At 30.5% G+C, this 26,167-nt stretch carries 17 protein-coding genes and 3 pseudogenes; 6 read left to right on the top strand and 14 right to left on the bottom strand.

Annotation, left to right across the window (positions count from 1 at the left end; all coding sequences use genetic code 11):
* Positions 1 to 124 precede the first annotated feature (124 nt).
* The 3 genes and pseudogenes from AC2D8I_RS14945 to AC2D8I_RS14935 form a co-directional block, all read right to left on the bottom strand.
* The gene (locus AC2D8I_RS14945; protein ID WP_072353295.1) at positions 125 to 331 is read right to left on the bottom strand and encodes a helix-turn-helix transcriptional regulator; all 207 of its coding nucleotides are present in this window, start codon (positions 329 to 331) and stop codon (positions 125 to 127) included.
* Complete coding sequence (locus AC2D8I_RS14940; RefSeq protein ID WP_484706847.1) at positions 321 to 797, bottom strand: hypothetical protein; 477 nt, start codon at positions 795 to 797, stop codon at positions 321 to 323. The genes AC2D8I_RS14945 and AC2D8I_RS14940 overlap by 11 nt, the downstream gene beginning before the upstream one ends.
* Before the next feature lie 125 nt (positions 798 to 922).
* A pseudogene (locus AC2D8I_RS14935) lies at positions 923 to 1,275 on the bottom strand (transposase); the annotation flags it as partial.
* Positions 1,276 to 1,344: 69 nt separating this feature from the next.
* Between AC2D8I_RS14935 and AC2D8I_RS14930 the strand changes: the two are divergent.
* Positions 1,345 to 1,731, top strand: coding sequence for an STM3941 family protein (locus AC2D8I_RS14930; RefSeq protein ID WP_484706844.1), 387 nt, complete (start codon positions 1,345 to 1,347; stop codon positions 1,729 to 1,731).
* 1,056 nt (positions 1,732 to 2,787) lie between these two features.
* On the opposite strand, the gene AC2D8I_RS14925 is transcribed toward AC2D8I_RS14930, so the two are convergent.
* The 10 genes from AC2D8I_RS14925 to AC2D8I_RS14880 all read right to left on the bottom strand — a co-directional run bounded on the left by AC2D8I_RS14925 (position 2,788) and on the right by AC2D8I_RS14880 (position 22,287).
* Positions 2,788 to 4,641, bottom strand: a complete 1,854-nt coding sequence (locus tag AC2D8I_RS14925; RefSeq protein ID WP_484706843.1) for a hypothetical protein — start codon at positions 4,639 to 4,641, stop codon at positions 2,788 to 2,790.
* Positions 4,642 to 4,985: 344 nt separating this feature from the next.
* Entirely contained in the window at positions 4,986 to 7,178 is a 2,193-nt protein-coding gene (locus AC2D8I_RS14920) for a prolyl oligopeptidase family serine peptidase (protein ID WP_484706842.1), read from the bottom strand.
* A gap of 209 nt (positions 7,179 to 7,387) precedes the next feature.
* Positions 7,388 to 9,694 carry a S9 family peptidase gene (locus tag AC2D8I_RS14915; protein ID WP_484706841.1) on the bottom strand — a complete coding sequence of 769 codons (2,307 nt, stop codon included), beginning with the start codon at positions 9,692 to 9,694 and terminating at the stop codon, positions 7,388 to 7,390.
* Between the two features lie 490 nt (positions 9,695 to 10,184).
* Positions 10,185 to 13,319, bottom strand: coding sequence for an efflux RND transporter permease subunit (locus AC2D8I_RS14910; protein WP_484706840.1), 3,135 nt, complete (start codon positions 13,317 to 13,319; stop codon positions 10,185 to 10,187).
* Positions 13,320 to 13,394: 75 nt separating this feature from the next.
* Positions 13,395 to 13,529, bottom strand: a complete 135-nt coding sequence (locus tag AC2D8I_RS14905; RefSeq protein WP_484706839.1) for a hypothetical protein — start codon at positions 13,527 to 13,529, stop codon at positions 13,395 to 13,397.
* Between the two features lie 378 nt (positions 13,530 to 13,907).
* Positions 13,908 to 14,969: a BF3164 family lipoprotein gene (locus AC2D8I_RS14900; protein WP_484706838.1), complete on the bottom strand. Its 1,062-nt coding sequence runs from the start codon at positions 14,967 to 14,969 to the stop codon at positions 13,908 to 13,910.
* 189 nt (positions 14,970 to 15,158) lie between these two features.
* The gene (locus AC2D8I_RS14895; protein WP_484706837.1) at positions 15,159 to 16,229 is read right to left on the bottom strand and encodes a BF3164 family lipoprotein; all 1,071 of its coding nucleotides are present in this window, start codon (positions 16,227 to 16,229) and stop codon (positions 15,159 to 15,161) included.
* A gap of 345 nt (positions 16,230 to 16,574) precedes the next feature.
* Positions 16,575 to 18,089 (bottom strand): TolC family protein, encoded by a 1,515-nt coding sequence (locus tag AC2D8I_RS14890; protein ID WP_484706836.1) that lies wholly within the window; start codon positions 18,087 to 18,089, stop codon positions 16,575 to 16,577.
* A complete protein-coding gene (locus tag AC2D8I_RS14885) occupies positions 18,086 to 21,169 on the bottom strand; it encodes an efflux RND transporter permease subunit (RefSeq protein WP_484706834.1) in 3,084 nt (1,027 codons plus the stop codon). Before AC2D8I_RS14885 ends, AC2D8I_RS14890 begins: the two co-directional genes overlap by 4 nt.
* Before the next feature lie 17 nt (positions 21,170 to 21,186).
* On the bottom strand, positions 21,187 to 22,287 hold the full coding sequence (locus AC2D8I_RS14880; protein WP_484706833.1) for an efflux RND transporter periplasmic adaptor subunit: 1,101 nt from the start codon (positions 22,285 to 22,287) through the stop codon (positions 21,187 to 21,189).
* 602 nt (positions 22,288 to 22,889) lie between these two features.
* On the opposite strand from AC2D8I_RS14880, the gene AC2D8I_RS14875 reads away from it, so the two are divergent.
* Positions 22,890 to 23,159, top strand: coding sequence for a hypothetical protein (locus AC2D8I_RS14875; protein ID WP_484706832.1), 270 nt, complete (start codon positions 22,890 to 22,892; stop codon positions 23,157 to 23,159).
* Between the two features lie 59 nt (positions 23,160 to 23,218).
* Here the strand turns inward: AC2D8I_RS14875 and AC2D8I_RS14870 are convergent.
* Positions 23,219 to 23,516, bottom strand: a pseudogene (locus AC2D8I_RS14870) (transposase); the annotation flags it as partial.
* 440 nt (positions 23,517 to 23,956) lie between these two features.
* Between AC2D8I_RS14870 and AC2D8I_RS14865 the strand changes: the two are divergent.
* The 4 genes and pseudogenes from AC2D8I_RS14865 to AC2D8I_RS14850 form a co-directional block, all read left to right on the top strand.
* Complete coding sequence (locus AC2D8I_RS14865) at positions 23,957 to 24,244, top strand: hypothetical protein (protein WP_484706831.1); 288 nt, start codon at positions 23,957 to 23,959, stop codon at positions 24,242 to 24,244.
* Positions 24,245 to 24,651: 407 nt separating this feature from the next.
* The gene (locus AC2D8I_RS14860) at positions 24,652 to 24,987 is read left to right on the top strand and encodes a hypothetical protein (protein WP_484706829.1); all 336 of its coding nucleotides are present in this window, start codon (positions 24,652 to 24,654) and stop codon (positions 24,985 to 24,987) included.
* Positions 24,988 to 25,055: 68 nt separating this feature from the next.
* Entirely contained in the window at positions 25,056 to 25,337 is a 282-nt protein-coding gene (locus AC2D8I_RS14855) for a hypothetical protein (RefSeq protein WP_484706828.1), read from the top strand.
* Between the two features lie 428 nt (positions 25,338 to 25,765).
* A pseudogene (locus AC2D8I_RS14850) lies at positions 25,766 to 26,167 on the top strand (transposase); the annotation flags it as partial.

The following is a 26,167-nucleotide window of genomic DNA, read 5'->3' as shown; positions in this document are numbered from 1 at the left end:
AAATTATACAACGAAATAAGATTACACTTATCTTTAGACTATAAAACACCTTATACCGTGTATAAATTTACAGCTTAAAAACAAATTTTAACTGTAGCCGTATTTTAGGACAAGACATTTTGACCTAAACCCAATCGGAATCTTCTAAAGTAAAAATTTCGCTTATTTCAACTTCAAAAATTTGAGCTAATCTCAAAGCTAAAACTGTTGACGGAACATATTTACCTAATTCCATAGCATTAATTGTTTGTCTGCTAACTTTTGCCAATTTAGCTAATTCAGCTTGAGTAATATTCTTTTTTGCTCTCTCGACTTTAATACTATTCTTCATAATGAGCGGATTTTATAAGTTTAGAAATTTGCCAGTTAAACCGAATAATGAAAAACAGTAAAATTGTAAACATATTAAATATCATAACCCATAAGAAAGACAAATCGAATATGAATAGAAATGATATTAAAAGAATTGCGTAGTTTAAATAAACAGCCCAAACTAAAGATTCTAACCGAATTTTTGAAATATATTCATCTTCTGACTTTTCTTTAGAAAAAGCAACTAATAATGAACTCAATATTATTAGAACACCTAAAATTTCATTTAAAACATTGTTCTTAACAATTCCTATAAAATGCTTATCACCAAAAAACTCATCAATAAAAATAGCAGGGGCATTAAAATCCAAATAATTAGGTTCGAACTCTAAAATAAGAGTTATCAAACCAATGATTGCGGATGGAATAAGTATTAACCAACCGATTTTCTTGTACTTGTTAGGAAATAGATAGTTTAATTTCATAATAATCAGATTTAATTTTAATCAAATGTAAAACAAATAAAACTATTAGACAAATAGACTTTACATTTAGTAAAACAAATAATACTACCAATAAAGCACTGAGGTAAAAACCAAATAAAACGCAATTAATTACACCTCAAAACATTGCTATATTCATCGTTATAAGGCACCCATTTTTAACGATAGAAAACGCTTGTTTTAGTAACTTATTACACACTGCTATTAAAGCCAGCTTTTTACTTTTGCCTTTAGCCACTATTCTATCGAAAAGGGCTTTACATGCCCAGTTATATTTACAGGCATTAAAAGAGCACATAAATAATAAATTTCTAAGTTTTGGGTTCCCCATTTTACTAATTCGCGGGCGTCCTTTTACACGACTTCCACTTTGTCTTATTATTGGAGTTAATCCAGCATAACTACATAACGCTTTTTAACTTTCAAAACGATGAAAACCATCTGTAAAAACCAATAACAATGAACTACCTCGAGGCAGAGCCATCGAGGTAGTTCATTAGTTCCTGAGAAATTTATTAGAAATGCGTTTATGAAGATCGAACATATTCAGATTGTAGGTGTCATAGGAATTCTGTATTTTTCGACTTTGCTATATTCCTTTTTGGTTATTCTTCCAAGAAAATATGCTATCATAATTTCAGATGATTTCTTAATTGATAATTCAAAGTATGAATCTTCAGGGGAAATTAAATGGACTGATATTTCTGGGATAAAAAGATTCAAGGAAAGAAATATTGAAATCTCTTTAAAAGTGGATTTATACAGTAGCGAAAAAAGAAGTTTGCTCAAGAAATTTCTAACGTTTATGCACAATTGGAATAATAATAACCGAATTCTAATTTCAAGTGCTCTAATAGACAGCAATATTGAAGCTTTTTTTGAGGAAATTAAAAATGCATATAGAACTAATAAATAACACACAACACTAGTAATCGTTGCACAAGTCTATAAAAACATAAAAAAACATTCAAAAGCTCCTTTTACAGGGGCTTTTACTTTGTTAAAACCAATACTATTTAAATTTAGGATGCCATTATATTAGTTCTAACAGCTTTATTTGAGGTATAAACAAGCGTTTTACAAGACAAAATAAATGCTTGATTACTTTACAATCTGAGTTATTTTCATTTTATCAAATTTTTCTTGAGCCACTTCCAAAGAAAGAAATAAAGAAAGAAAGAAAGAAAGAAAGAAAGAAAGAAACCAATTCACATTTAAACGTTCAGCTCTAAACGTGTCGTTAAAACGCTCTATACACTCTTAAGTTTACAACAGGCTAAACTAAGGTTGTATAATTCTATTCGGTTTAATATCATAAACTGAATAGTTATTTTAGTACGGGGCATGCAGATGTTTAGTTAATGTTTACTTCATAGATACTCCCTATTAAAGCCCTATATAGTTGCGGTTAGTTAACCTTTTTAGCAAAAACCCCATGTTACACACATTTCACTTCACTATTACGCCACTTCGTAAAAAGAGTGTGCCATTACAATACATAAAAAACTTTTAAGAAAATATTTTAAGTAAAATATATTTAATCTTATCCAAATCACCCCACCAAACATAATTTAGAGAATCGAATGTAAAAGCAATAGAATAGCATTACTTGGGTTTGAGTTTAATGGTGACACCTTTTAAGGTAATCCCGATTGGGATAATTTCAAAATATGCAGTTACATTTCTTGGAGCTTTTTTATTAATTTTTAAAACAGCTCATCATGAAAAGAAAACAGATAACCGCTTTATAATGTAAAGATTCTACAAAGATTTTCATTTATTATATAACTAAAAACGAAATATACTAAATAAAAATAATGATTTAGTATTAAAATAGTTCCGCTACACTCCTACTGTTCTTTTGAGTGCGAGTATTTTACATAAAAGACTAAAAAAAGAGACTTAAAGAAGAATAAAACAGTCTCCTTTAAGCCTCTAGAATATTTAACTATAATTACGTTTACACACTGTATTAATAATCTCTAAAAACACGAGCTTCTCCTTGAATAATGTTTGTATTACCATTATAATCTACATAATTACCAGCAAAATCTATAGAGATATACGTCCCAATACCTGTAGGACCAGGAGTAATAGCAATGAGATCAAAAGTTAGAGGTGCTGCAAGCCCCAAAGTAGCACTCCCATCAAGACCATTAGTATCACTTAAAGCTTCTATATACATAGTGTTAAGCCCCAACCCAAAAGGGTATCCTGCACCTAGAGTTATTGTGTTACCAAATATATAAGTACCGCCTCCTGTACCATTAGATGCTTTTAAAAAGATGCGGTTATTTCCAATACCACCAGAAATATCTATTAAATCATATTGCCAAGAACCTCCATTAATACGATAGCGTATATATTCGCTAGCAAGACCACCACAAATAACAATGTTTTGAGTGTTCGCGCCTTGGTTTACCGTTGTTATTGTTGTTGAACCTTGCGCTGTAGAGAGGTCTACAGCAACAATAGAAATGTCTGTAGGTAAAGTGCAACCAATCCCCGTATAAGTATAGGTGCCTGCTGTAACAAGGATACTCGATATATGCTGCCCTGTTATATTATTAGTAAGTGTGAGGTAGCCATTAGTTACAGGAGCAGGAACACAATCGTTAACGGTTCCTGACAAACTAAATGTTTGAAGCGGATTTGTTGTTACAGGAATTGTGATATTTGTAGCGCCAGTAAAAGGGCCAAAAGAAGGATTAAAATACAGTAAATTACCACAACTATCAAATATACTAATAACCATTGTTTGATTGGCAGGGATTTTCCCACTTACTAAACCATTAGTATTTGTTGTAGCAAATCTTGTAAATCCGCTATACTCGATTTCAACAAGCATTCCGCCTATAGGATTTGAAGTTATGGCATCAACAACAGTAGCTGAAAAATCTACAACTGGGAAAGGCGCATCACAATTCCAGAAAGAAAAATGAGGAACTTCAGAAATATAATAATCACCATTTTTATACGCCATAGTTTCTTCATACCATACACCAGCCTGCTCATTAAATGACCACATAGGAACTTCATTTGCTGCAGTGCCCATTTGATCAGGATGTATAGGCATTATTAATTTTGCAGGATCTATAATTTGTAATGTCTCACCAGATGTTCCCCTTAACTCTACTTGTACCATACCATAAGACCCTAGCGCAACTTGTTCAAAATCTTGCGTAACACCATATAAGTCCCCAGGCATTGTGTTTGCTATATCTGGATTAAGAGGATCTAAATAATTAATACTTACCGCAACATTACCATGATATACATCACCAGACTCATCGGTAAACCCTGGATTAAAATGCACAAAACCCTCTCCTATTTCAGACTCAAAGCTTACTTCTCCACCTTCATCTGAGTTAATACTTGCGACTTGCTTAAATCTAAAAAGTTTTATAGTAAAATTGTTTTGGTTTCCCGCATCAAAATTAGGAACCATAACCCGAGAACCATCTAAATAACCATCAGCAATAGCACGTGCATATGCAAAGTACTGCTGTACCTCTACACCTGTAAAAGATACTATTCCGTTTTGATCGGTCTCCTTTGCGTCTGATCCTAAAATTACTTTTGCACCTTCTATAGGTTCATTATTTTCGTTTATTATCCTTCCTATAAAATTAGCTCTAGCAAACTCTCCGTTATACTCTCTAATATACTCGATTAACTTATTGTCTATTTCACTTGTGAACGTTCTTTTATGCAAATCGTTTGCATTTTTAGAGTTTTCTATAAGATCAACATCTTTTTCACAACCTGTTAAAGAAAAAGCAATAATCAATACATAGAATAATTGCTTTAAAAGTGTTTTTTTCATTATTGATAAGTTTTAAGATTCCTTACTCTTTTAATATTGGTTTTTCAGGTTCCACCAAGCTTAATAGGGATACATGTAAATAAGAGTAGGTTATCGAAATTTGTTACCCATAAAAATAAAATTTTCTATAAATTTTAATACGTAAAAATAAAACGAAGTAGAAAATACTTATCTATTTTAATGTAGAAAAGTGCTCTTTATTAAGTAGGATTGGAGGTTATCATCAATGACATTTTTAACCACATAGTTCATTGGGTGATATATCACCCAATGAACACATAAAAAGGAATGAAAATAACTTAGATTTTCTAATTAAAAGTGGTTCGAATTAAGGAAAGAGTTCACTATTTTAAATAATAGTTTTTATGGCCCGTTTGCCAAAAACCAAAAGCATATGCTTGTCCTAATACTTCATAAAACTTAGAATTTGTGTCGCCTATTCCATGACCCGAATTGTAATCTACAGCAAAAAGAATAGGCTTATTAGAACCATTAGAAGCTTGTAGCTTGGCTGCAAATTTTCCAGGTTGCCAAGGGGTCACTCTAGGATCATTCATTCCAGTGGTAATTAAAGTAGCTGGATATTTTTCTCCTTTCTGTATATGTAAATAGGAATCCATTTCAATAAGTGCCATACATTCTATTGAATCTTTAACGGTTCCGAACTCTTTAGTATTATTGGGGCCATTAGGTGTAACTTCATTTCTAAGTGAGTTCATCATACCAACTTCTGGTATAGCAGCAGCAAATAGATCGGGACGATGGGTCATTGCTCGACCAACCAGAATACCTCCCGCACTGCCAGCTTTAATAACTGTTTTAGTGTTTGAAGTGTATTTTTTTTCTATCATATATTCAGTACAAGCAATTAAGTCTTTCCAAGTATTGGGTTTTGTAACTTTCTTTCCTCCTTGATACCATGCATCTCCTTTTTCAGATCCACCTCTAACATGCGCGATACAAAGAACTCCACCTTGCGCTACCCAACTTAAAAAAGAAGGGCTAAAGAATGGTTTTATAGCAATCCCATAAGAACCATATCCGTAAAATAAGGTAGGATTTTGACCGTCCATTTTAATGTTTTTATTGTAGATAATAGATAAGGGAACTTTTTCTCCATCATGCGAAGCCACCAAAAGTTCTTTGACTACAAAATCACTAAACTCTGGATAATCCGCAGCGGGTTCCATAGGTTTCTCTGTAAATGTATTGGTCGTGGCATTATAACTATAGCGAACATAGTCATTTAACCACCCCATAGTTGAAACCCATAAGTCTGAATAAAATCGCCCTTTGCTACTAATGCCTACTCTTCCCGATGCTTTAGGAAGTGTAATTGATTTTTCGTTTCCATCTGAAACTGCATACAATTTGCCTTCAACCCCATTTTTAGTAGTCGTGTAATACAAGCCTTCTGCAGTTAATCTAAAACTTTGAATGACTTCGTCTTGTTTGCCCTCAACAATAACTCTTGGTTGTGACCAATTGGGGGCTTCTACATCGATTTCGAGTAACTCATAGTTAGAATGGTTTTTAGCGGTCTTGAATACCATTTTTTTATTTATAAAATAAAAGCCACTAACTTTATCTTCTTTTTTATATAATGGTTTCCATAGTATTTTATCATTAAAATTAACGTCTTCAATTTTAGCATAATAAGCATCAGAATATGCGGTGGCGCCTCCTACTTCTACATTGAGATACTTATCGTCTTTGAAATCTAGAGAAACAATAGGGAAATCTTCTCGTTTAAGACCAAGTTCGGGATGGGTTACTCTACTTATTAAAATATTTAGATTTAAAGGATCGTCTCCTAATTTGTAAACCACTGATTTCATATCTTTTAAAAACGCCTCTGAATTGGCATCAGTTTCAGGATAATGTAGGTAGATAAAACCTGTATTGTCTGGTAACCAACTAATGCCGCCACCATCTGCTGGCCAACAATTACCTATAACTTGAGGTAATAGTTCTCGCGTCTTCATATCCATAATGACCATTTCAGAAATTTCACTTCCGCTATGCGACATCGCAATAGCCAAATAGCTTCCGTCTGAACTTGGTTTTATATAATTAATAAGGTAAGTAATTCCCGATTCAGGTTTGAAATCTTTCGGATCAAATAATAATTCCTCTTGCGCTTCGTATGCTTTTCTGTAATACAATCGTTCAACATCTTGATTTGCGTTTATTTTTAGATAAAAATGTTGATTATCATCCGTAATATTTAATCTAAAAGTATTAGATGATTTTCTGCTGTCTAAATCCGCAATCGTCTCTATAAGTTGATTACGCCCTACTAGCCTTTCCATAATATTTTTAGTGTATTCCGATTCCTCTTTAAACCACTTCTTAACTAAGGAATCACTGAGGTCCTCTAAATTTCTATAGTGGTCTGTAACTGGCGTTTGAAAATATTGTTCGGTTATTACTTCTGATGGAGCAACAGGATAGGCTGCCATTTTTAAATTTGTGTTTTGCTGCTCATTACAGCTTAACAAACTTAAAGTAATAGCGAAAAGGAATAAAAATCTCATATAAAAGTTATTTAATAGGGTTGAATTTTAACAATAATACACAATTCTAAATGTAGTAACCCATAATTTTATTTAATAATTTACGGGTCTGTCTATGATACCATAAATGATTACTACATTTGTTTTAAAATCTAATTTCCATTATTTATAAACATTAAAAAACCTCTAGGAATACCCTATGAGGTTTTTTTAGTATACTTATTAGAATCTTAGTCTTTTATTGGGGCTTCAAGCGTTTTCTTTAGGTGTTTTGCATAAAAGCCCAGCATTGCTTTATAAAGCGCAATCGTATTTTCTTCTTTAGCAAAGCCATGGCCTTCGTCGTATTTTACCATATAAGGCACATCTACACCTTTGCTTCGTAGCGCGCTTACAATTTGATCAGATTCATCAATATTAACCCTTGGATCGTTAGCGCCCTGTATAACAAAAAGTGGTTTTTTAATTTTATCAGTATGAAATACTGGGGAGACTTCGGTCATGATTACTTTTTCTTCTGGTATGTCCGAATCATACCAAATTTCTTTAACAATTTCTTTATAAGGCTTCCAATATTCTGGAAAAGAATCAAAGAATGTGAAAATGTTTGAAACCCCAACATAATCAACGCCACAAGCATATAAATCTGGCGTTTTAGTTAATCCACGTAATACAGCATAGCCCCCATGACTCCCACCATAAATTGCAGCATTATCTTTATCTATCCAACCTTTATCTACAACATATTTTAAGCCATCCTCAACATCGTCCATCGCTTTTCTTCCAATTTGCTTAAAGCCAGATTCTAAAAACGTTTTACCATAACCTCCAGATATTCTAAAATTAACCTGTAAAGTAGCATAGCCACGACTTGCAAAAAGTTGCGCTTCGGGATTAAAGCCCCAAGAATCTCTAATCCCTTGGGGGCCACCATGCGGATTAACAATTACAGGGACTTTATGTCCGTTCAATGCCGCTTTAGGTAACGTAATATAACCATGCAAGGTAATACCATCTCTACTTGTAAAAGTGATAGGTCGCATTTCGGCCATATCCGTTTCCTTAAGATTTGGCATAAGATTATAAAGCAATTTAAAGCGGTCTTTTTTGGCATCATAAGCATAATACGTGCCGTATAGTTTATCACTTTGTAAAAAGATTAAATACTTACTTTCATCGTCTGTTTTATCTGTTATGGTGTAGTTATAATCAGGAAATTTACCTGTTATTTTTTCATGAAGTGCCTTATAATAGTCACTTACAGGAATAATATTCTTTTTTTCACCCTCATAAGTAAAATAATCTAACACATATTCTCTTTTTTTAGATAGTGATAAGCCTGAAACATCATAATTGTTATTAGAAAAAAGTTTTTTTATGACTTTATCCTCCTTTAAATCATATAAGTAAATTTGAGTTTTATCGCTGTCTAAGTTTGAAATAACATAGGCATCATGCGGGTATTCTGAAGCGTAATTAAATGCGACTATATTAAAACTATCTTTCCAGTTTAATTGCTTAATAATTTCAAAATTTTCACCATCTAGAGTATAGTATAAATCAATATTTACACCATCACGAAGTTTAGAAAACCCGCGTAAGTTACCCTCTTTATCAAACTCATAACTATTAATTGGGTTTGCCACATCTTCATTTTTATAAAGTTGCTTAAGTTCCCCTGTATTAATGTTAATTTTATAAGGTTCATAAATTTGAGGATTATTTTTATTCATAGAAATAATTAAATGATCCTTATCGTCTTTCAAAGCATTAATAATACTAACTTTAACACCATCAAAAGGCGTTAATTCTTTCTGGTTTTTTCCATCAATATCTACTGCAAACAAATGATAATTCTCATTACCACCTTTATCCATTACATATATTAGCCGTGTGTCGTTTGACCAACCAAAACCTCTTATAAGTTCCTCTTTTTCTTCAATAACTCTAACAACATCTTCCGTTTTTAGATTTTTAACATAGACATGGTTCTTTTTATTATCATCTTTTTCTCGATAAGATAAATAGGTTCCATTAGGAGAAAAACTAAACGACCATGCTTTTGGCTTAGCAAAATAATCTGCTACCGAATATTTATAATTTGTAGCATCCCAATGTGCTAATTTATTTAATGCTTCCTCAGAAGTTGGTAATGCACTATTACCTGGTATTGCTTTAACTGTTTTGTTTAATTCTAGTGGTAATTCCATTCCGCTTTGATAAAATGTTCCTATAATGATTTTTTCTCTAATTGTACCAATATATGTTATTCCTGCCTGTTTAAACTGAATCGTTAAAGTATTATCCACAAAAGTTGTTACATCCATTGGAATGTCTGTTGCTCCTTGAGAAGGACTATCCATTGTTGATGAATAGATGTCTTCTGCTTTGGAGACCTTAAATACTATTGGTATTTCGGTACCTTGAACCGATAGTTTTCCTTTCCAAGCGCCAACAATGTCTTGTGCGCTGGCTTGCAGTATGATGCTCATAAAAAGAAATAATGCACCGCCTAGTTTTAAAAGTGTTGTTTTCATTTAATAAAAGGATATTTTAAAAGTTAGAATACGCTTAATACTAGAAATTAGACAACGAATTTATGATTTTGTTACAAGTTATAGCTTATTCATTTATTAAAAACTAGTCCAAACATAAAATGTTTAATCCTTTTCAACGCTTCACTTATAGTTTTAATTAAGATGCTTAATCGTTTTATTCTATAACAAATGTGCTTTTAACAAAATGTCTCCAATTAATTATTTTTCTTTGCATACTCAAAATCAGATGTTTATTAATTATTTCCCTGTTCTTTTTTTTGTTTGATCTAAAACAGCTTCTAAAGTATGACCATCATAAATATTTGTTTTAAAAGTCATTACTCCAACAATAATCCCAGTCTATTTCATTACTTAAAAGTGTTTTATTAGTAAAAACTCATCTAAGAGTTATTAATAAATGCGCCTTGGAATGAAATAGGGAGGACTATTCAAAATAGATCTTTCTCCTGGATCATACTTAATTAAAAATCTATTTTCTTATAGAAAACATAGGTAAATAAAATAAAATCCCTATTAGTGAAAAGAATAAACCACCAATAGAACCAACGGCAAAAGAAAACCAAAAAGCTTCCTTTTGTCCACTCCAAACAAATGGAATTAATCCAACAATAGTAGACACTATTGTTAGAATAACTGGAACTATTTTATAATTAAAAGCTTTAAAATAAAGCTGTTTTGCATTTCTATTCGGGTATTGAATTTTTAAATTATTATAATCATTAATAATATAAAGTACCGAATTAACGCTTATACCACATAACAATATAAAGGCTGCATATCCGCCTTGATCAAAATTAAACTCGAACAGGTAAAAGGTTAAAAAAACACCAATAAAAGAAATAGGAATCATACTAATCACTGCAAACGGCTGCCTGAATGATTCAAAAAGAATAGTACAAATAAAAAATATAATTCCAATCACAGCAAATAAATAATAGTATTGTTTTTTATCTTCTTTATCCCAACGATACGCTTTTTCGTTAAAAACTTGATAACCTACTGGTAATTTTTGTTGAAAAATCGCTATGTTTTTTTCTTTATTTTTTTCGGCAAAGGCAATTGATCCTTTAAAATCGTAAGCAACAGCCAAGCTATATTGCTGATTGGTTCTTTTAATTAAATTTCCAGTTTTATTTTTTTCAATAGCTGCTAATTGATTTAGTTTATACTGTTTATTTTCAATAGAAACTGGTAAATTGTTTAAGTCCCAAACATTAAATTTTTTATACTTATCAGAAACTAATTTCACATCTTGAAACTCATTATTTTGAATAACAGACGACAGTTTCTCTGAATGTACTTGATTCTTTAAATGCTCATATATTTGGATTTGTGAAACCTTAGAAACAGCCAATTTATTTAAATCAAAATCTAACGAATATTCATACAATCTCCTACTGCCAGATACCCCGCTGTAAATTTCTATATTATTGTTTATCCGGTCATTAGAGTTACTAATTAATTGTTGTTTTAACTCTCTTGCATAATTATATAAATCATCATAGTTATAGCCTTCTAACACAATTTCATGTTGTCTATAACCAACCCTAAAAGCATTTGAAAACCCTTTGCCTACTCCAAAAATACGCCAATCTAAGCCCCCTAGATTTATAGCTTCAAATTCAATTAAGTTTTTTAACTTGTGTGGAAAAAACCCAAATTCATAATCTTCTTTAAGGTAGACAGAAATACGAGAACTTCTATAATTAAAAATTTGTGTTTCATAGAGTTCTATTTCATCAAACTGACTCAAAAATTGTTCCATTTTTATTATAGCCATATTGAGCTGTTCTATTGTACAACCATCTGGCATAGCTCCCGAAATTGTTATTACAGTTCTTTTTGGGACTGATGAATGCGAATTGACTAGAACATCCTCGGTAAATAACCTTAGAGTTCCTCCTATAATTTTTTCTAATACAGGCCTAATATTTCTTGTAAAGTTTTCTGTGCCTATACTTTTGTTATATATAGTACTAAAAAAACCTTCCCCATCAATTTGCTTAGGCAATAAATGAAAAGGCATTCCAAAACCTAATATAAAAATCATAACAAACATCCATTTAATAAACGGTTTGTTCACCCAAAAAATAATATGTGTATAATGGTTTGTAAATCGTATAATTCTTCGTTTTCGTTTTCTTGAAAAATGAATACTCTTCTTTGAGTAATTCATTTTCTCAAATAAAGCTGGCACAAAATATAACGACACGAATAAAGAAACCCCAATATTAATAGCAATAACTAAAGCAAAATCAATTAAATTGGCTTGTTGACTTTTCTCTAATAGAAAGATAACCATTAACGCTCCTATTGTTGTGAATGTAGCTGCTAATATGGCTAAAAAGGCTTTTTTATTTCCTTTATGCCGTATATGATCTATCATGATAATACTATTATCTATAATAATTCCAAAAGAAATAGTGATCCCAGCAAAGGAGTATAATTGCAATTCTACTTTAAATAAATAATAAAAAATAATTGCTGTTAGCAAATTAGTAACGATACTAAAGAATAGAATTACTAAATATTTAAAGCTCCTATTAATAATTAAAACAAGAGTTAACAAAATGAAAAATGAAAAAAGTGAGCGTTTTTCTATTTTTTCTAATTCTTTTACAACATATTCTGTAGTATCTTGAGTTAATTTAATACTGTATCCCCTATCTAATTCTTGATTTAAATCACTAACTTTTTTTCTAACTGTATTTGCTAAACTAATGGTATTAACATTTTGCTCTGCATATATAGTCATATTTATAGTATTCAAGCCGTTAATTCTATAATAACTATTTACATTGGTTTCTTTATATTTAATGGTCGCTATATTTTTTAAAGAAACAAGTCTATTCCCTATTTTCTTTATTGGTATGTCGTTCCAATTGACTACCGAATTAGGTTTGTATGACAGGCGCAGTGTCATTTCATGATTATAAGCACCATCTATTCTAAAAGTACCTTTTCCTAATTCTTTTTTACCTAAATATGTGTTAATTGCCTCCTGTATCTCATTTACAGATATTTTTAATTGTAATAAGGCATTTGTATCATATTCAATAACCCACTCAAAAGGAGCTGCTCCATGGAGATTAACTTGATTTACCCCATTAATAATTGACAGCTTAGGCAATATGTACTTCTGTACATATTTTTTAATATAGTAAGGACTTTCGTTTGCGTTAATACTATACGATAAAAAAGGAGTGTTGTTTTCATTAGTTGCACTTAAAGACAAATAAGGATAACTAACACCTTCCGGAAGTTCGGAATACGCTTGGTGAATTAAGGTAGCCAATTCAAACCGAACCGCATCCATATCTGTATTACTCTTAAAACGAATAGTAATTTGCCCTTCTCCTTTATCTGAAATGGAACTTAATTCCTTTACACCACTTACGGTATTAAAAACCCCCTCTAATTTTGAAGTCACCTCATGCTCTATAATTTTTGCAGAAGCATCATGCCAATTGTAATTAACACGAATGGTTTGTAAAGATTGTGAAGGATGTAGTTGAATATTTATTAAAGGAATTAGACTAACACCAATAATTGAAAGACATAGAAAGGCAATAAGTATAGAAAAAGAAGAAAACTTAAAATTCATTTTAGTCTAATAATTAAGCTGCTTATAAACAGGGTTAAAACCTTATAAATAAAGAAAACAAAGTATTTATAAATATCATAGATTAATCCGTGACTCTATTTCTTTGGTATACATATTTTTTATCCCCTCAGAGTCGATTGGATCCCCCAACAATATGATATTATTGTCCTCATCTGTTAAAACCGTTTTAAACTCTTCAGATTCATTCATAAACGAATTATAATCAACATATTCATTTTTTGAATCTAAAAAAAACGGGTATTGAAAACCCTTAATTTCCTTAGATTCACAATACTACTTCAAAATTTCAAAATTATCATCAGATTCACAAATTAAAATAACAGGAGTTTTTTATTTTCTGTACTGTAAAGCTAAATTATTCCAAGATTCAATTTTGGAAGGATTAATTAAACAAAGTATATTTCTTTGTACTTTGTGAAGTAAGCAGAAAAATGTTTTTGTAAGGTCTAAAAATATGCTACCAAAAAGAACATCATAAAACAAAAAGCACCTTGTGTTTTCTATTGATTCATTATTATTACATAGGCTAATTTAAATTAGTATATCTACCCTTTAAGCTCTTATAATCTAGTCTAGATTAGCTTCCATGATATAACCTGTATTCCGATTATAAGCATACATTTTTTTGTCTCCTTTAGATATAGAAAACAGATGTATAGGTTTATTTAAGCTTAGTTTTTTAACGGGGTTACCATCCCAATCATAGACATATACAAATAATCCGTCTCCAAATTTATCGCCATTTTCTTTTTCTGTGGTTCCCGAATATAAAGCATATATATAATTATCTGTAACTCTTAAATCGCGAAATGCAATTCTACTATCTTTTGTTAAAATCATACTATTATCAGCAATCTCATAATCAATAGTACTATAATCTTCAGGACCTTCTACAACAATACTTTGTTCTGTTTCTGCTGTATTAAAAATTTCAATAGTGTTAGACCATCTGTAAGCTAATACTAATTTATCGCCAGATGGTTTTGGTTGAACCAGACAAGAGTATACAGACTTAAGTACCTCGACAGAAAGGCTTTCTGGGATATTTTTAAACTCTCCAAATTCTTTAATTATGGTATCTGATTTCAAATCCATTTTAACAATTTTATATTTTGAAGACAAATTCTCAACCCCATAATAACTTAAACTATCTATCATAGCGACCCTGATCGCTGTATGCGTTTTAAATTTAAATTCGTTAAATGTAATTGAATCTTTATTTTTTACAGAAACATCTTTTTTATCAATTCTTATTATTTTTTTTAAAGCCATATCATGCACCCATAAATGATTTGCTGTTATTCCTGATGAATACGAACTTAAAAACTCGTAAGGCCCTCTACCCTTTGCAAAATAACCTTTTGATAATTCTCCTGTATTAAGTGAATAATTATACATTTTAAATTTGGCTGTTAAACCCAGGTTGTCTATCACTAACATAGAATCTAATACATATATATTATTTGCTATGCCTTCTTTATAGTCTAGTAAGTTCTTAAAAACAACTTTACCTTCTTCTGGGAAACTGGGTATTTTTATTGTGTTATCAGAAATTTTTAACTTGTCTTCCTGGCAAGAAAACAAACAGACACTTAATACAAATAGCGCTATAATTTTATGATATTTCATGTTTTTTTTAATTGTTTTTAAAAAAATTTGAAGTAAAGGAACAAGAATATTCTGATAAATGCACAGAATAATTCGAATAAATTTTAAGACTTTATTACGACAGATTTGTTACCTATTCTAAAGTAAAAACCCTGTTTTTTTTTGAAGCAACACAGACACTTATTAAATAACATACTATAAATAAGCTTCTTAATCTAGATTAGCTTCCATAATATAACCCGTATTTTCATTATAAGAATACATTTTTTTGTCGTCTTTAGATACAGATAAAAAACGTATTGGTTTGTTTAATGTCATTTTTTTAATAGGATTACCATCCCAGTCATAGACATGAACATATAATCCTTGTCCATATTTAGCCTGTTCTTTTTTAAAGTTCCCTGAATATATTAAGTATATATAATTATTGGTAACTGCTGCATAAGGATAGGCTATTCTTGTGTTATCATTTTTCTTCATATAAAACCCTGCTCTTTCACTATTACCAATTTCATAATCAATAACATCGTAATTTTCAGGCCCTTCTATCGCGATACTTTCCTTTGTTGCTACATTAAATATTTCAATAATGTTTGTAAACCTATAAGCTAATACTATTTTATCACCTGATGGTTTTGCATTAATATTACATGAATATAACTGTTTAAGTACAGCAATAGGAAATCCTTCTGGGATATTGTAAAATTCACCAAACTCTTCAATTATAAGGTCTGGTTTTAAACCCATTTTAGCAATCTTAAACTTTGAAGACAAATTTTCAACCCCATAATAGCTTAAACTATCTATCATGGTAATTCTTATCGCTGTATGCTCTTTAAATTTAAATTCGTTAAATGTAATTGAATCTTTATTTTTTACAGAAACATCTTTTTTATCAATTCTCACTATTTTTTTTAAAGCCATATCATGCATCCATAAATGATTTGCTGTTATCCCTGATGAAAATGAACTTAAAAATTCATTAGGTCCTCTGCCTTTAGCAAAATAACCTTTTGATAATTCTCCAGTATTAAGTGAATAATTATACATTCTAAAATCTGCACCTCCTCCTTTATTATTAATTATTAAAGTAGAATCTAACACATGTATGTTTTGAGGAGTCCCTTTTTTATAATCAAATAAGTCCTTGAAAGTTATATTAGCTTCTTCTGGAAATGCTGTAATCTTTATTGTATTCTCAACAAGTTCTGGCTTTTCTTCTTGACAAGTAAACAAACAGACACTTAATACAAATAGCACTATAATTTTATGATATTTCATGTTTTTTTTAATTTTTTTTTAAAAAAATTTGAAGTAAAGAAACAAGAATATTCTGACAAATACATAGAATAATTCGAATAAATTTTAAGTCTATATTACTACAGGTTTACTACCTATTCTAAAGTAAAAATCCTGTTTTTTTTGAGGCAAGACAGACACTTATTAAATGACATACTATAAATAAGCGCCCTAATCTAGATAAGTATACATTTTTTGTCATCTTTAGATAATACCACAAAAAAAACGTACCGATTATTTAATGCTACTTTTTTATTGTGAATATGTGGTTTAATTAAATCTAAAATTAATGTTTTTTCTCACGATGTAACTCATAATACTATTTGATTAATCGTCTAAAATATTTTCAAAATCCACTGTTAATGTCTTTTTTTCAATAAAACTATAAAGAGTTAACTGCTGTACCTTATAATAAAGGTTCCAATAGTTTTGTAAAGCTTGTATATAATTTTCATTAGCAAGTTGCCATGCTTTCCTGGAAGCTGTTAAATTTAAAAAATCAACATTCCCTGATAAAAATCGTTTTTCAGTTAACGTGTAAGACTCTTTTGCTATTTCTTTGGTACGTAGGGCTCCTAATACTAATTCGCTTTGTATATTAAAATCCAAAACCTTTAGAGTAATGTCCTGTTTATAAGCATCTTCATTTTGTTGTAATTCTATATTTATAACACCACTGTTCATTTCAGCTGTTTTTATCTTGCCCTTACGCTCCCCCCAATCTAAAATAGGCACATTAAGTTTAATCGCTACCATTTGCTGGTCTAGAAATCTTCCATAAGCATCTACAAATGTATTGGCTTGCTGGTTTAAACCATAACTAGCTGTTAACGACAAATCAAATCGATTATCTTTAATAGCCTTTTCTAAATCTCTTAATGCCTCTACTTTTCGAATTTTTAAATTGAGTATATCGGGGTTGTTTTGGTAAGCTAATGCTACAGCTTCGTTTACATCAATTTCCAATTCTGGTATTAACTCGGGTAACTCAGGAGTGGTATGTTGAGGTAATTCATTTCTTAAAAACAATCTCAATTCTGTTTCTGCTTTTTGTAGTACCTGTACGTTTTGTGCTAAATTAGTTTTAGCATTATAAACATCTAATTCTAAATTTAAAAGCTCATCCCGTTCAATAGCGATCAAATCGTAACGCTTCTTTCCTATAATATACAATTTTTTTGCAGTCGCATTATTTTCTTTAGCTATTTCAACTTTTTTACTGGCTAATGCCCATTTAAAAAAAAAATCAACCGATTTTAAATTAATGGTTTGAATATCGTATAGCAAGTCTTGTCTTGCTTTTTGAAATTCTAATGGTGCTGTTTGCTTTTCCCATTTAAAGACATTAAATGCCATAATAGGTTGTACTAAGCCTATTCTAACTGGGGTTGCATTATAACTTTCAGTTTCTAAATCTCCAAAATTCTCTAACCTATCAAAACTAGAATTAATAAACAACCGCGTACCCGTTGCCGCTATATTTTGGCTTATAGATAAATTCGCATAATTATTTATTGTTTGTTGTTGTCTAAACACATCTATATTTTGGTTAGAGTCGTAACGTTCTACTAATGCTCTATTATAAGTAAATGGCCTAGCTTCAAAATCAATTTGTGGTAACAAGCTTGATTTAAATGCTCTAAATTCCCAATAATTAACACCATACGCACTCTTAGCTTTAAAAGCATCCAAGGAGTTTTTACTCGCCAGTTTCAAAATAGTATTAAGCGAAACGCCTTGAGAGCTAACAGCCAAACTGTCTAGCTGTTGTCCTGCTACTATAGTACAACATAATAGAGCGCATATATTTATGGTTATTTGTTTTATTTTAGAATAAATCATTGTGCTTTTTTAGTAAAATGGTAGTAACATAAAGGGATAAAATATAGACTCACAAGTGTGCCTAAAAGCATTCCGCCAATTAAAGTAACAGCTAATGGTGCTTGTAATTCTGCTCCCAAACCACTTGAAAAGAATAGTGGCACTAGTGCAAGAATTGTGGTCAAGCTAGTCATAAGTATTGGTTTTAAACGACGTTGACCAGCCACTAGTAAAGCTTTTACTAGAGGATAACCTTGACGTTGCAATTGAATTATAGTATCTATTTTTAAGATGGAATCATTTATAATGATGCCGCTCATTACCACAATCCCAATCATTGACATTAAATTAATACTCATGCCAAAAATTTTCAAGAATAAAAATGCACCAGCCAAATCTATAGGAATCTCTAATAGTATAATTAGTGGTAAAAAGAAAGATTCAAATTGAGAAGCCAATATAAAATACAATAAAACTAACGATATTAAAAGCACAACATATAGCTCATTTATCAATTCTTTATTAGAAAAGAAACGCCCTGTAAATTCAACATCATACCAAACATTATCATTAATAACTTGTTTTACCGTTCCCATTGTATGCTCGACATCTTTATTTTCAATATAAAAATCAATCGGATAGTAGACACCTTGCTTCCCCCCAGAAAGACTCTTTAAGTCTTCTGAATTAACAACCTTGATAAAGTCTTGTACTTTAAAAAAAGTATCATCCTCAGATTTGATTGAAGTTCCAGCTAAAATAGTATGAATATCTCTCATGTTCCCTCCCAAAATAACAGGTACGAAATTCTGGTTATCGATTATAGATAATATTTCATGCTCATTAAAGGCACTTTTTAAAGTATTAAATAACGTTCGTGCTGTTATATTATAAGTAATTAATTTTTCTTTATCTGCAATAAGTGTAATGTGTTCTTGCCAAGCTATAGGTTTTAATTCAACATCACTTACATTTTCTTGTATCTGATGCCATACCTTTTTTAATTCGTTATTTTGATCACTCCCCAAGTCTTCAACATGTCGTAATCTAGCGACTAATGGTTTTTCTTTGTTTGAAAAAATTAAACTAAAAATATTATCAACATCATTATACTCATATACCGTGTTAGAATATTTAATAGCTAAAGCTTCATTTAACTGATTTTGAATATTTAATAGCTCTCTCTTAGTTTTAGTTTTAAAATAGATAGTGCTTTCTGAAGTTTTTGCACCTGAGCCCGTATTCAACAAAAATTGCTGAGTACCAATCAAAGCAGTATGCTTAACTAAGCGTTCTTTAATAGGTTTTAATAAATCTAATACACGACGTTTATTTTCCGCTACATTTATTTGTTCATTCCAATCTATTTTTAATAAAGTTTCAGTACTTGTAAGTGCTGGCATTTGCGTTTTGGGTAATAGACTAAACAAAATTGTAGCAAAAATTATTAAGAGTAGACTTAAACTCCAAGACGTTTTTTGGTGTTTCATAACCCAACGAAATCCCTTTTCATAGAGAGCTGCATAATTCAATGTATTGATTCTAGTTAAAAACTGGGTTATTCTTCCTACTTTAAACTCATCTCTTAAATGAAATAAGCGGTATAATACAGGTAATAACAAAATTGAAACCAATAGTGACACAAACAAACCGATACTTATTGCCATAGCTTGATCGTAAAACAAAGCGCCACTTATACCACTTAAAAACACTAAAGGTAAAAATACCGCACATGTGGTTAATGCAGAACTTAATAATGGTTTTAAAACTTCATTAGTCCCTAATACACAAGCTTTAGATAATTTATACCCACGCGCTCTATATTGTGTTATATTATCGATTACTATTATAGAATTATCTATCATTAATCCAATCCCCAAAACTAGTCCCGATAAAGAAATAATATTTATTGAAATGCTTAAAATATGAAAGAACAGCATACAAATCACAATCGAAGTAGGAATAGTTATTCCTATTAGTAAAGGAGATTTTACATTTTTTAGAAATAGAAACATAATACCAAAAGCGAGAAACATCCCCCATAATAAACTCTGAAACAAATTACTAATCGCATAATCTAACAACTTGGTTTGGTCTCTAGTTATAGCAAAATTAATATGAGGGTAATCGCTTCTAAGAGCATCCAGCAAATTATTTAAGGATACTTTTAAATCGCCTATACTGGCATCACTTTGTTTAATAATAGCCATAGTAACTGCTTCGTTACCGTCAGACAATACTAAACCTGTCCGCTTTTTAGGGTGTTCTATAACCTCTGCAAGTTCTTTTAATTGGTAAACACGATTGTTTTTATTAATATAAATAGATTCTATATCCTTAACAGTACCTAATGATGTTCCCAAGCGCACATCGTATTGATATTGATTATCAATGACTAATAAACTACCAATATCTAAATCATTCTTCTTAATTGATTCTTCCAAATCTTTTAAACGAATACCTAAAGCCTCTATTTTTTTTTGAAATGGAATGATTAAAATCTCAGGACGAACCAAACCACTAACATCCACCATAGCCACCTCGTTCACCTGCTCAATGCGTCTGCGAATCACTTGATCTGCAAACCGATTAAATTCAACAAAATCTTGAGATACAGGATATAAATCACTAGTCTTATCAGTAGAATATTTAATGGAATTAGCAAGCTCATTAATTGTCATGCTTAAATAAAATACAGGGATATCAGTCGCACTAGCTTTTATAACTTTAGGGCGCTTAATGGTTTTAGGCAAGTCTCCTATTATTCTATCTATTTTTTCATTAACCTCAATAAAGGCATAATCTATATTACTGCCATGTGTAAAACTTAACCTAATAACCCCTGTCTCATTACTGGACTCGCTTTTTATATCTTTTAAATGACCGACCTGCATTAAGTGCGAACGCATAGGTTTAATAACCGCATCTTCTAATTCTCTTGCCGACATATTATCTGCTTGAACCTGTACAGTAATTTCTGGTATGTCGATATCTGGCATTAACGACACGGGGATAAAACCGAAAGTAAATATCCCTAAAATGAGAACCCCTAATACCGTCATTATAACGGCAATAGGTTTATGTATTAAAAATTTAACCATAGAGCAAATTAAAACAATTAATCTTTAATCCTGATGCTTACTTCACTCTCATGCGCAAGGTTTAAATTATTAGAAACAATAATGCTGTCTCCCGGTTTTAACGATGCGCTACTTTTATCTGGATGTGGTATCACAGCATATTCTGTACTGTTTTCTAATATGGTTTGTACATAAGTCCAATAGGCTTTCTTGTTTTTAACAATAAATAACACTTCTTGATTATCGCGTAATACTACTGCTGCTTTTGGTACTACAAATTTATTTGGTATTTCTTTTTTAATAAAAACTTTCACATTCATACCTTCTAATAAATCGCCGTCATTTTTAACTTGAGCTTTCACTAAAATAGTACCGTCTTGCTCTACTTGTGGGTTTATTGTAGCGATATAACCTTCATAAGTTTTATTAATAGCAAAAGGCTCTACACTAATCTTATCCTTAAGTTCAATATCCTTAAGTTCTGATTCTATAACATAAAACTCCACCTCAAAAACAGCATCATTAATAAGGGTTAAAAAGGCCTCTCCTGAAGCAACTTGCTCGTACTGATTACTATTAATATTAGCAATTTTACCGCTAAAAGGAGCTTTTAATCTCGTCGATTTTAAATCAAAACGTGCTTTTTCTAACTGATGTAGCGCATTTTTGTACCCAGATTTTATAGCCATCATGTCATATTCTCTTTTAGAAAGACTATCGCTAAGATTAGAATTAAAACCGCGTCGTACTTGTAAATCATTAAACTCTAAAGTAGCTTGTTTTAAATTAATTTGAGCTTGGCTAACCTCCTGCTGGAAAGTAAATGCTTTTAAAGTGGCTAATAGTTGTCCTTTTTTAACATAATCTCCATTTTCCACATATATCTTTTGTAATTTTTCATTAACATCAAATTTAAGATCACTTTTTTCTAAAGCCACAAGACGCCCATTATTAACTAATTCTTTTTTGAAATTTTCGTTTTTTAAAACGATGATATCCACCTCGTTTTTGTTTTGGAGATATTCTTTTTTGTTTACAATCTCATCGTTATTTTCTATCTCACTTTTACAATTAGTTAAAACAATAAAGCCTATTACTAAAAAAGCCCACTGTAATATGTTCCTATATTTCTTAATCATTTTTAATTATAGCTATCTTATTTATATTAAACTTTATGATATAGTGAGCCTTATCTTTATTTTTAAATGAAGCTTTTTTCCATGTCTCTACTAATCCTAATTTATCTTGACGAATATAGCAATATATATAAATATAAATATTCGATTAGAAGGTCTTTTATTATGATTATGAAAAACACAATCAATGATTGAAATAATATCTTTATTAAAGCTATAGAAAAAAGACCTTTGTTAAAGTCTTTTATAGAATCGTATTTTTGAGTTGCTTTGATGAAAAGTAGCTTAGAAACTAATTTAATGTAAACCCTAATCTTTAGCAGGTGTAAACCATGTCCCTTAACGAACATTTGAACCAAGAAATGATAGGATATTTAATGCGAGATGTATTTTATAAAAAACTGACTTCTGAGTTAACTGAAATTAAGTTAGCCCAAAGTGGTTTTTCAAGAAACTAACCTTTTGGAGCAAAGCCTAAATTATTTGATTGGAAAGAAATTAATAGTGTTCATTTTTCTGAAAATTGGAATGAGGTAATTTTTGAGAAAGCTGACAAAAAAACCGGTCTAAACAACAACATTGGTTGGTATGAATTTATTCAAAATGTGTCAACAAGATTTAAAGAATTTGATTTTGACTATGTATCTGAATTTATGAATTCCTTAAAACCTTATGGAGTTTGTGGAATTGTTGCAGTAAGAGAAAATAAGTGTATTGTTTGCGAAACTATAACTTGGAATAACGAAGTGACTGAAAGCGAAATTGAGTACATAAAATCAAAACAATCAGGATTGTACTCTGAACTAATAAAAGACACAATAGAAATAAAAAAAGTAGCTGAACCTGACCTCAGATTTAAAGCTGACAAAAACTAGAAATTATACATTTAACTACTACCAACAAAGCACTGAGGTAAAAACCAAATAAAATGCAATTAATGACACCTCAAAACATTGCTATATTCATCGTTATAAGACACCCCATTTTTAACGATAGAAAAAAGCTTGTTTTAGTAACTTATTACACACTCCTATTAAAGCCAGCTTTTTACTTTTGCCTTTAGCCACTATTCTATCGAAAAGGGCTTTACATGCTCGGTTATGTTTACAGGCATTAAAAGGACACATAAATAGTAAATTTCTAAGTTTTGGGTTCCCCATTTTACTAATTCGTGGGCATCCTTTTATACTAGTTCCACTTTGTCTTATTATTGGGTTTAATCCAGCATAATTTTGGTTGGGCAGTAATTTGAGTTCCATTTCTTTTATATTTTTGTGATCTATAAAGATACTCGACTTAATACTTTTTCATGAATGCTATGTCTCATTTAGAAATCGTTTATCTTCGCTTTCACTACGTAAACGATTATAACAAAACAACACATATACTTAAACGTTTTGTGGAATTAAAAAACAGAATGCAGAAGACAATATACTTACTGATTTTCATAATTTTGAGTTCTTGTAAAACAACATCGGAATCCAATAAAGTGGAATTAACTCGATCTGATTTTTTTAAAAAGCAAAAAATTTAGTCAAGCAAAAAACCAATTTGGAAAGTTAGCTGATTTTATATTTGAGATTGACACTTTGAACAAAATTATTGTTAACAAAATTGATTTCTACGAACTGAATTTGACCTCATTATGACTCAATTTATATCGGAAAAAATAATGATACTATTTTTACTTTTGACCAAACTATTGAGTTTAAAAAGTCTCTTTGTGATTTTAAATAAAGAAAATACTGGGAATTTAGGACAACTAGGCCCCGACTACAGAGTTTCATTAGATAGTTTTAAAGATTCGATATATAATTACTCACTCGGAAAAATAAAAAACGGAACTTTTGGTGACCACATAATAATGGACTATGAATATCCTGAATTAACAATCTCTAATATAAGCGTCACCGAAAAAGGAAAAATAATTGACTTGAATATTGAACAATTAAATAAATAAAAACCACACACAACAACGGTAATCGTTGCACAAGACACTCTAAAAACATAAAAAAGCTCCTTTTACAAGGGCTTTTACTTTGTTAAGATCAACACTTATTAAAGCTATATAGGTAGTGTCATTTGTAATGCATTTTATAGAAACGTGTTTTTTAAGTTTCTTTTCTGAAAAGCAACTGAGAAATAAACAACAATCGCCAAGGTTAAAAACTAATGCTGTTAAAGTCTAACCTTTAACTTGAGTAAACACCTCCGCTACGGACATTAAAATCAATATTGTAGCCAAAAACAGACTGACCTACAAAAATCAAAACAACCACAATAATACTACAATAAAAACGTTAAATTAACAAGAAAACAAGTTTTAACAAGAATAAAATCATTATTTTAACTTTAAGAAATAAAATTATGAACATTCTAAAATCATTGAGAAAACCTTACTTTGCAATGCTATTTTCAACATTGATACTATTTGTTTCTTGTGAACAAAGTCACTTAAACAATTCTGACTATAGTTTTGACTATTCTATGCACAATGAATTTATCAAAGAAAATACAACCAATAACGACAGTTCTACTTTTCTTAAAAATGGAAATTCAAGTACAATTGATGAGGCTAAAGTAAGGCTACATAATATTAATATTGAATATGGAACAAATATTATGTTTCCAGACGAATTTTTGAACTTACAGACTACGCCCCTGAATATATTGAGAATGCAGCTTTATCGAAAGGTTGGTTAAATCAAGATGATATATTCTTAATCGATAAATTTGAATCTGACTTACAAAAATCTAATTTTGATACAGCATTGCTAAATTATGAAAACAATGTTTTAAATTTAGGTTTAAGTAGTCAAGAATTAAAAAATAAAAATATTATTGCAAATACTTTAAAGTCTTTAGATCATTCTAATCCCACTATTTTTTTAACTACTAATAAATTAGATGGTTGGGCTTGTGTAAGAGCAATTGTAGCTCTTGTGGTTTCTAGTGTTGCACTTGCAAGTTGTGCGGCTATTTTACCTTGCGGTCTTGCTGTAACTGCTTGGATAATTTCTTATGCCACATATTTAGACAATTGTAAAAATTAAAATTATGATAAAGTTACCCAAAAAAGTCGCATTTTTTTTATTTATTTTAGTAACTATATTACTTGCAATTTCATTCAGTTATGTGAATTGGAATGTATTGGAATCTAGTAACAGTTTCAGTAATAAATTCAAAGAATTAAGAGAACCTATTCTTTTTTCAATTTTAGCAATATTTTTCATTAAATACTATGTAGATATTCTAAAAAAAGAAAAATGAAATAATCTATCATAACAAAGCACTGAGATAAAAACCAAATAAAACGCAATTAATGACACCTCAAAACATTGCTATATTCATCGTTATAAAAAACGATAGATAAGCTCCTTTTACAGGAGCTTTTAATTTGTTAAGACCAATACTGGACTTGCTATCTTAGATTGGACGTTAAGTTGAGTTACTATCTTGCTTGATTTTAACTTAGAGAATTATGAGACAAAAATCACGTCATTTCACGTTAGAGTTTAAACAGAAAGCAGTAGAGTTAAGTTATTTGAAAGCAGATGTAAAATTAGTTGGACAAGAATTAGAGATATCTCCTTCGATCATCTATCGCTGGCGTAAGGAATTAAAAGATTATGGTAACAACAGTTTTCCAGGCAGAGGGACTCCCAAAATGACTGAAGAACAAAAAGAAATAGCGAGACTCAAACGCGAATTAAAAGATTCAAAGCTAGAATGTGATATCTTAAAAAAGGCGGTGAGCATCTTCTCCAGGAGCGACAGGAAAAATATAGATTTATAAAGCATCATAAGATGCGATTTCCCGTTGAGAAGATGTGTGCTATATTAGGTATTAGTAAAAGTAGTTATTATCATTGGTTAAACACAG

The sequence above is a fragment of the Lacinutrix sp. YIN62 genome (genome assembly GCF_057219185.1).
Note: the sequence above shows the minus strand (reverse complement) of the source record. Positions and strands in the feature narration are given on the sequence as shown.

Coding starts and splice junctions, on each gene's coding strand:
- AC2D8I_RS14940 (WP_484706847.1), bottom strand. CDS start 797: ATGAAATTAAACTATCTATTTCCTAACAAGTACAAGAAAATCGGTTGG.
- AC2D8I_RS14905 (WP_484706839.1), bottom strand. CDS start 13,529: ATGAATGAATCTGAAGAGTTTAAAACGGTTTTAACAGATGAGGACAAT.
- AC2D8I_RS14885 (WP_484706834.1), bottom strand. CDS start 21,169: ATGGTTAAATTTTTAATACATAAACCTATTGCCGTTATAATGACGGTA.
- AC2D8I_RS14920 (WP_484706842.1), bottom strand. CDS start 7,178: ATGAGATTTTTATTCCTTTTCGCTATTACTTTAAGTTTGTTAAGCTGT.
- AC2D8I_RS14910 (WP_484706840.1), bottom strand. CDS start 13,319: ATGAATTTTAAGTTTTCTTCTTTTTCTATACTTATTGCCTTTCTATGT.
- AC2D8I_RS14895 (WP_484706837.1), bottom strand. CDS start 16,229: ATGAAATATCATAAAATTATAGTGCTATTTGTATTAAGTGTCTGTTTG.
- AC2D8I_RS14925 (WP_484706843.1), bottom strand. CDS start 4,641: ATGAAAAAAACACTTTTAAAGCAATTATTCTATGTATTGATTATTGCT.
- AC2D8I_RS14890 (WP_484706836.1), bottom strand. CDS start 18,089: ATGATTTATTCTAAAATAAAACAAATAACCATAAATATATGCGCTCTA.
- AC2D8I_RS14860 (WP_484706829.1), top strand. CDS start 24,652: ATGAACATTCTAAAATCATTGAGAAAACCTTACTTTGCAATGCTATTT.
- AC2D8I_RS14900 (WP_484706838.1), bottom strand. CDS start 14,969: ATGAAATATCATAAAATTATAGCGCTATTTGTATTAAGTGTCTGTTTG.
- AC2D8I_RS14880 (WP_484706833.1), bottom strand. CDS start 22,287: ATGATTAAGAAATATAGGAACATATTACAGTGGGCTTTTTTAGTAATA.
- AC2D8I_RS14930 (WP_484706844.1), top strand. CDS start 1,345: ATGAAGATCGAACATATTCAGATTGTAGGTGTCATAGGAATTCTGTAT.
- AC2D8I_RS14915 (WP_484706841.1), bottom strand. CDS start 9,694: ATGAAAACAACACTTTTAAAACTAGGCGGTGCATTATTTCTTTTTATG.
- AC2D8I_RS14865 (WP_484706831.1), top strand. CDS start 23,957: ATGATACTATTTTTACTTTTGACCAAACTATTGAGTTTAAAAAGTCTC.
- AC2D8I_RS14945 (WP_072353295.1), bottom strand. CDS start 331: ATGAAGAATAGTATTAAAGTCGAGAGAGCAAAAAAGAATATTACTCAA.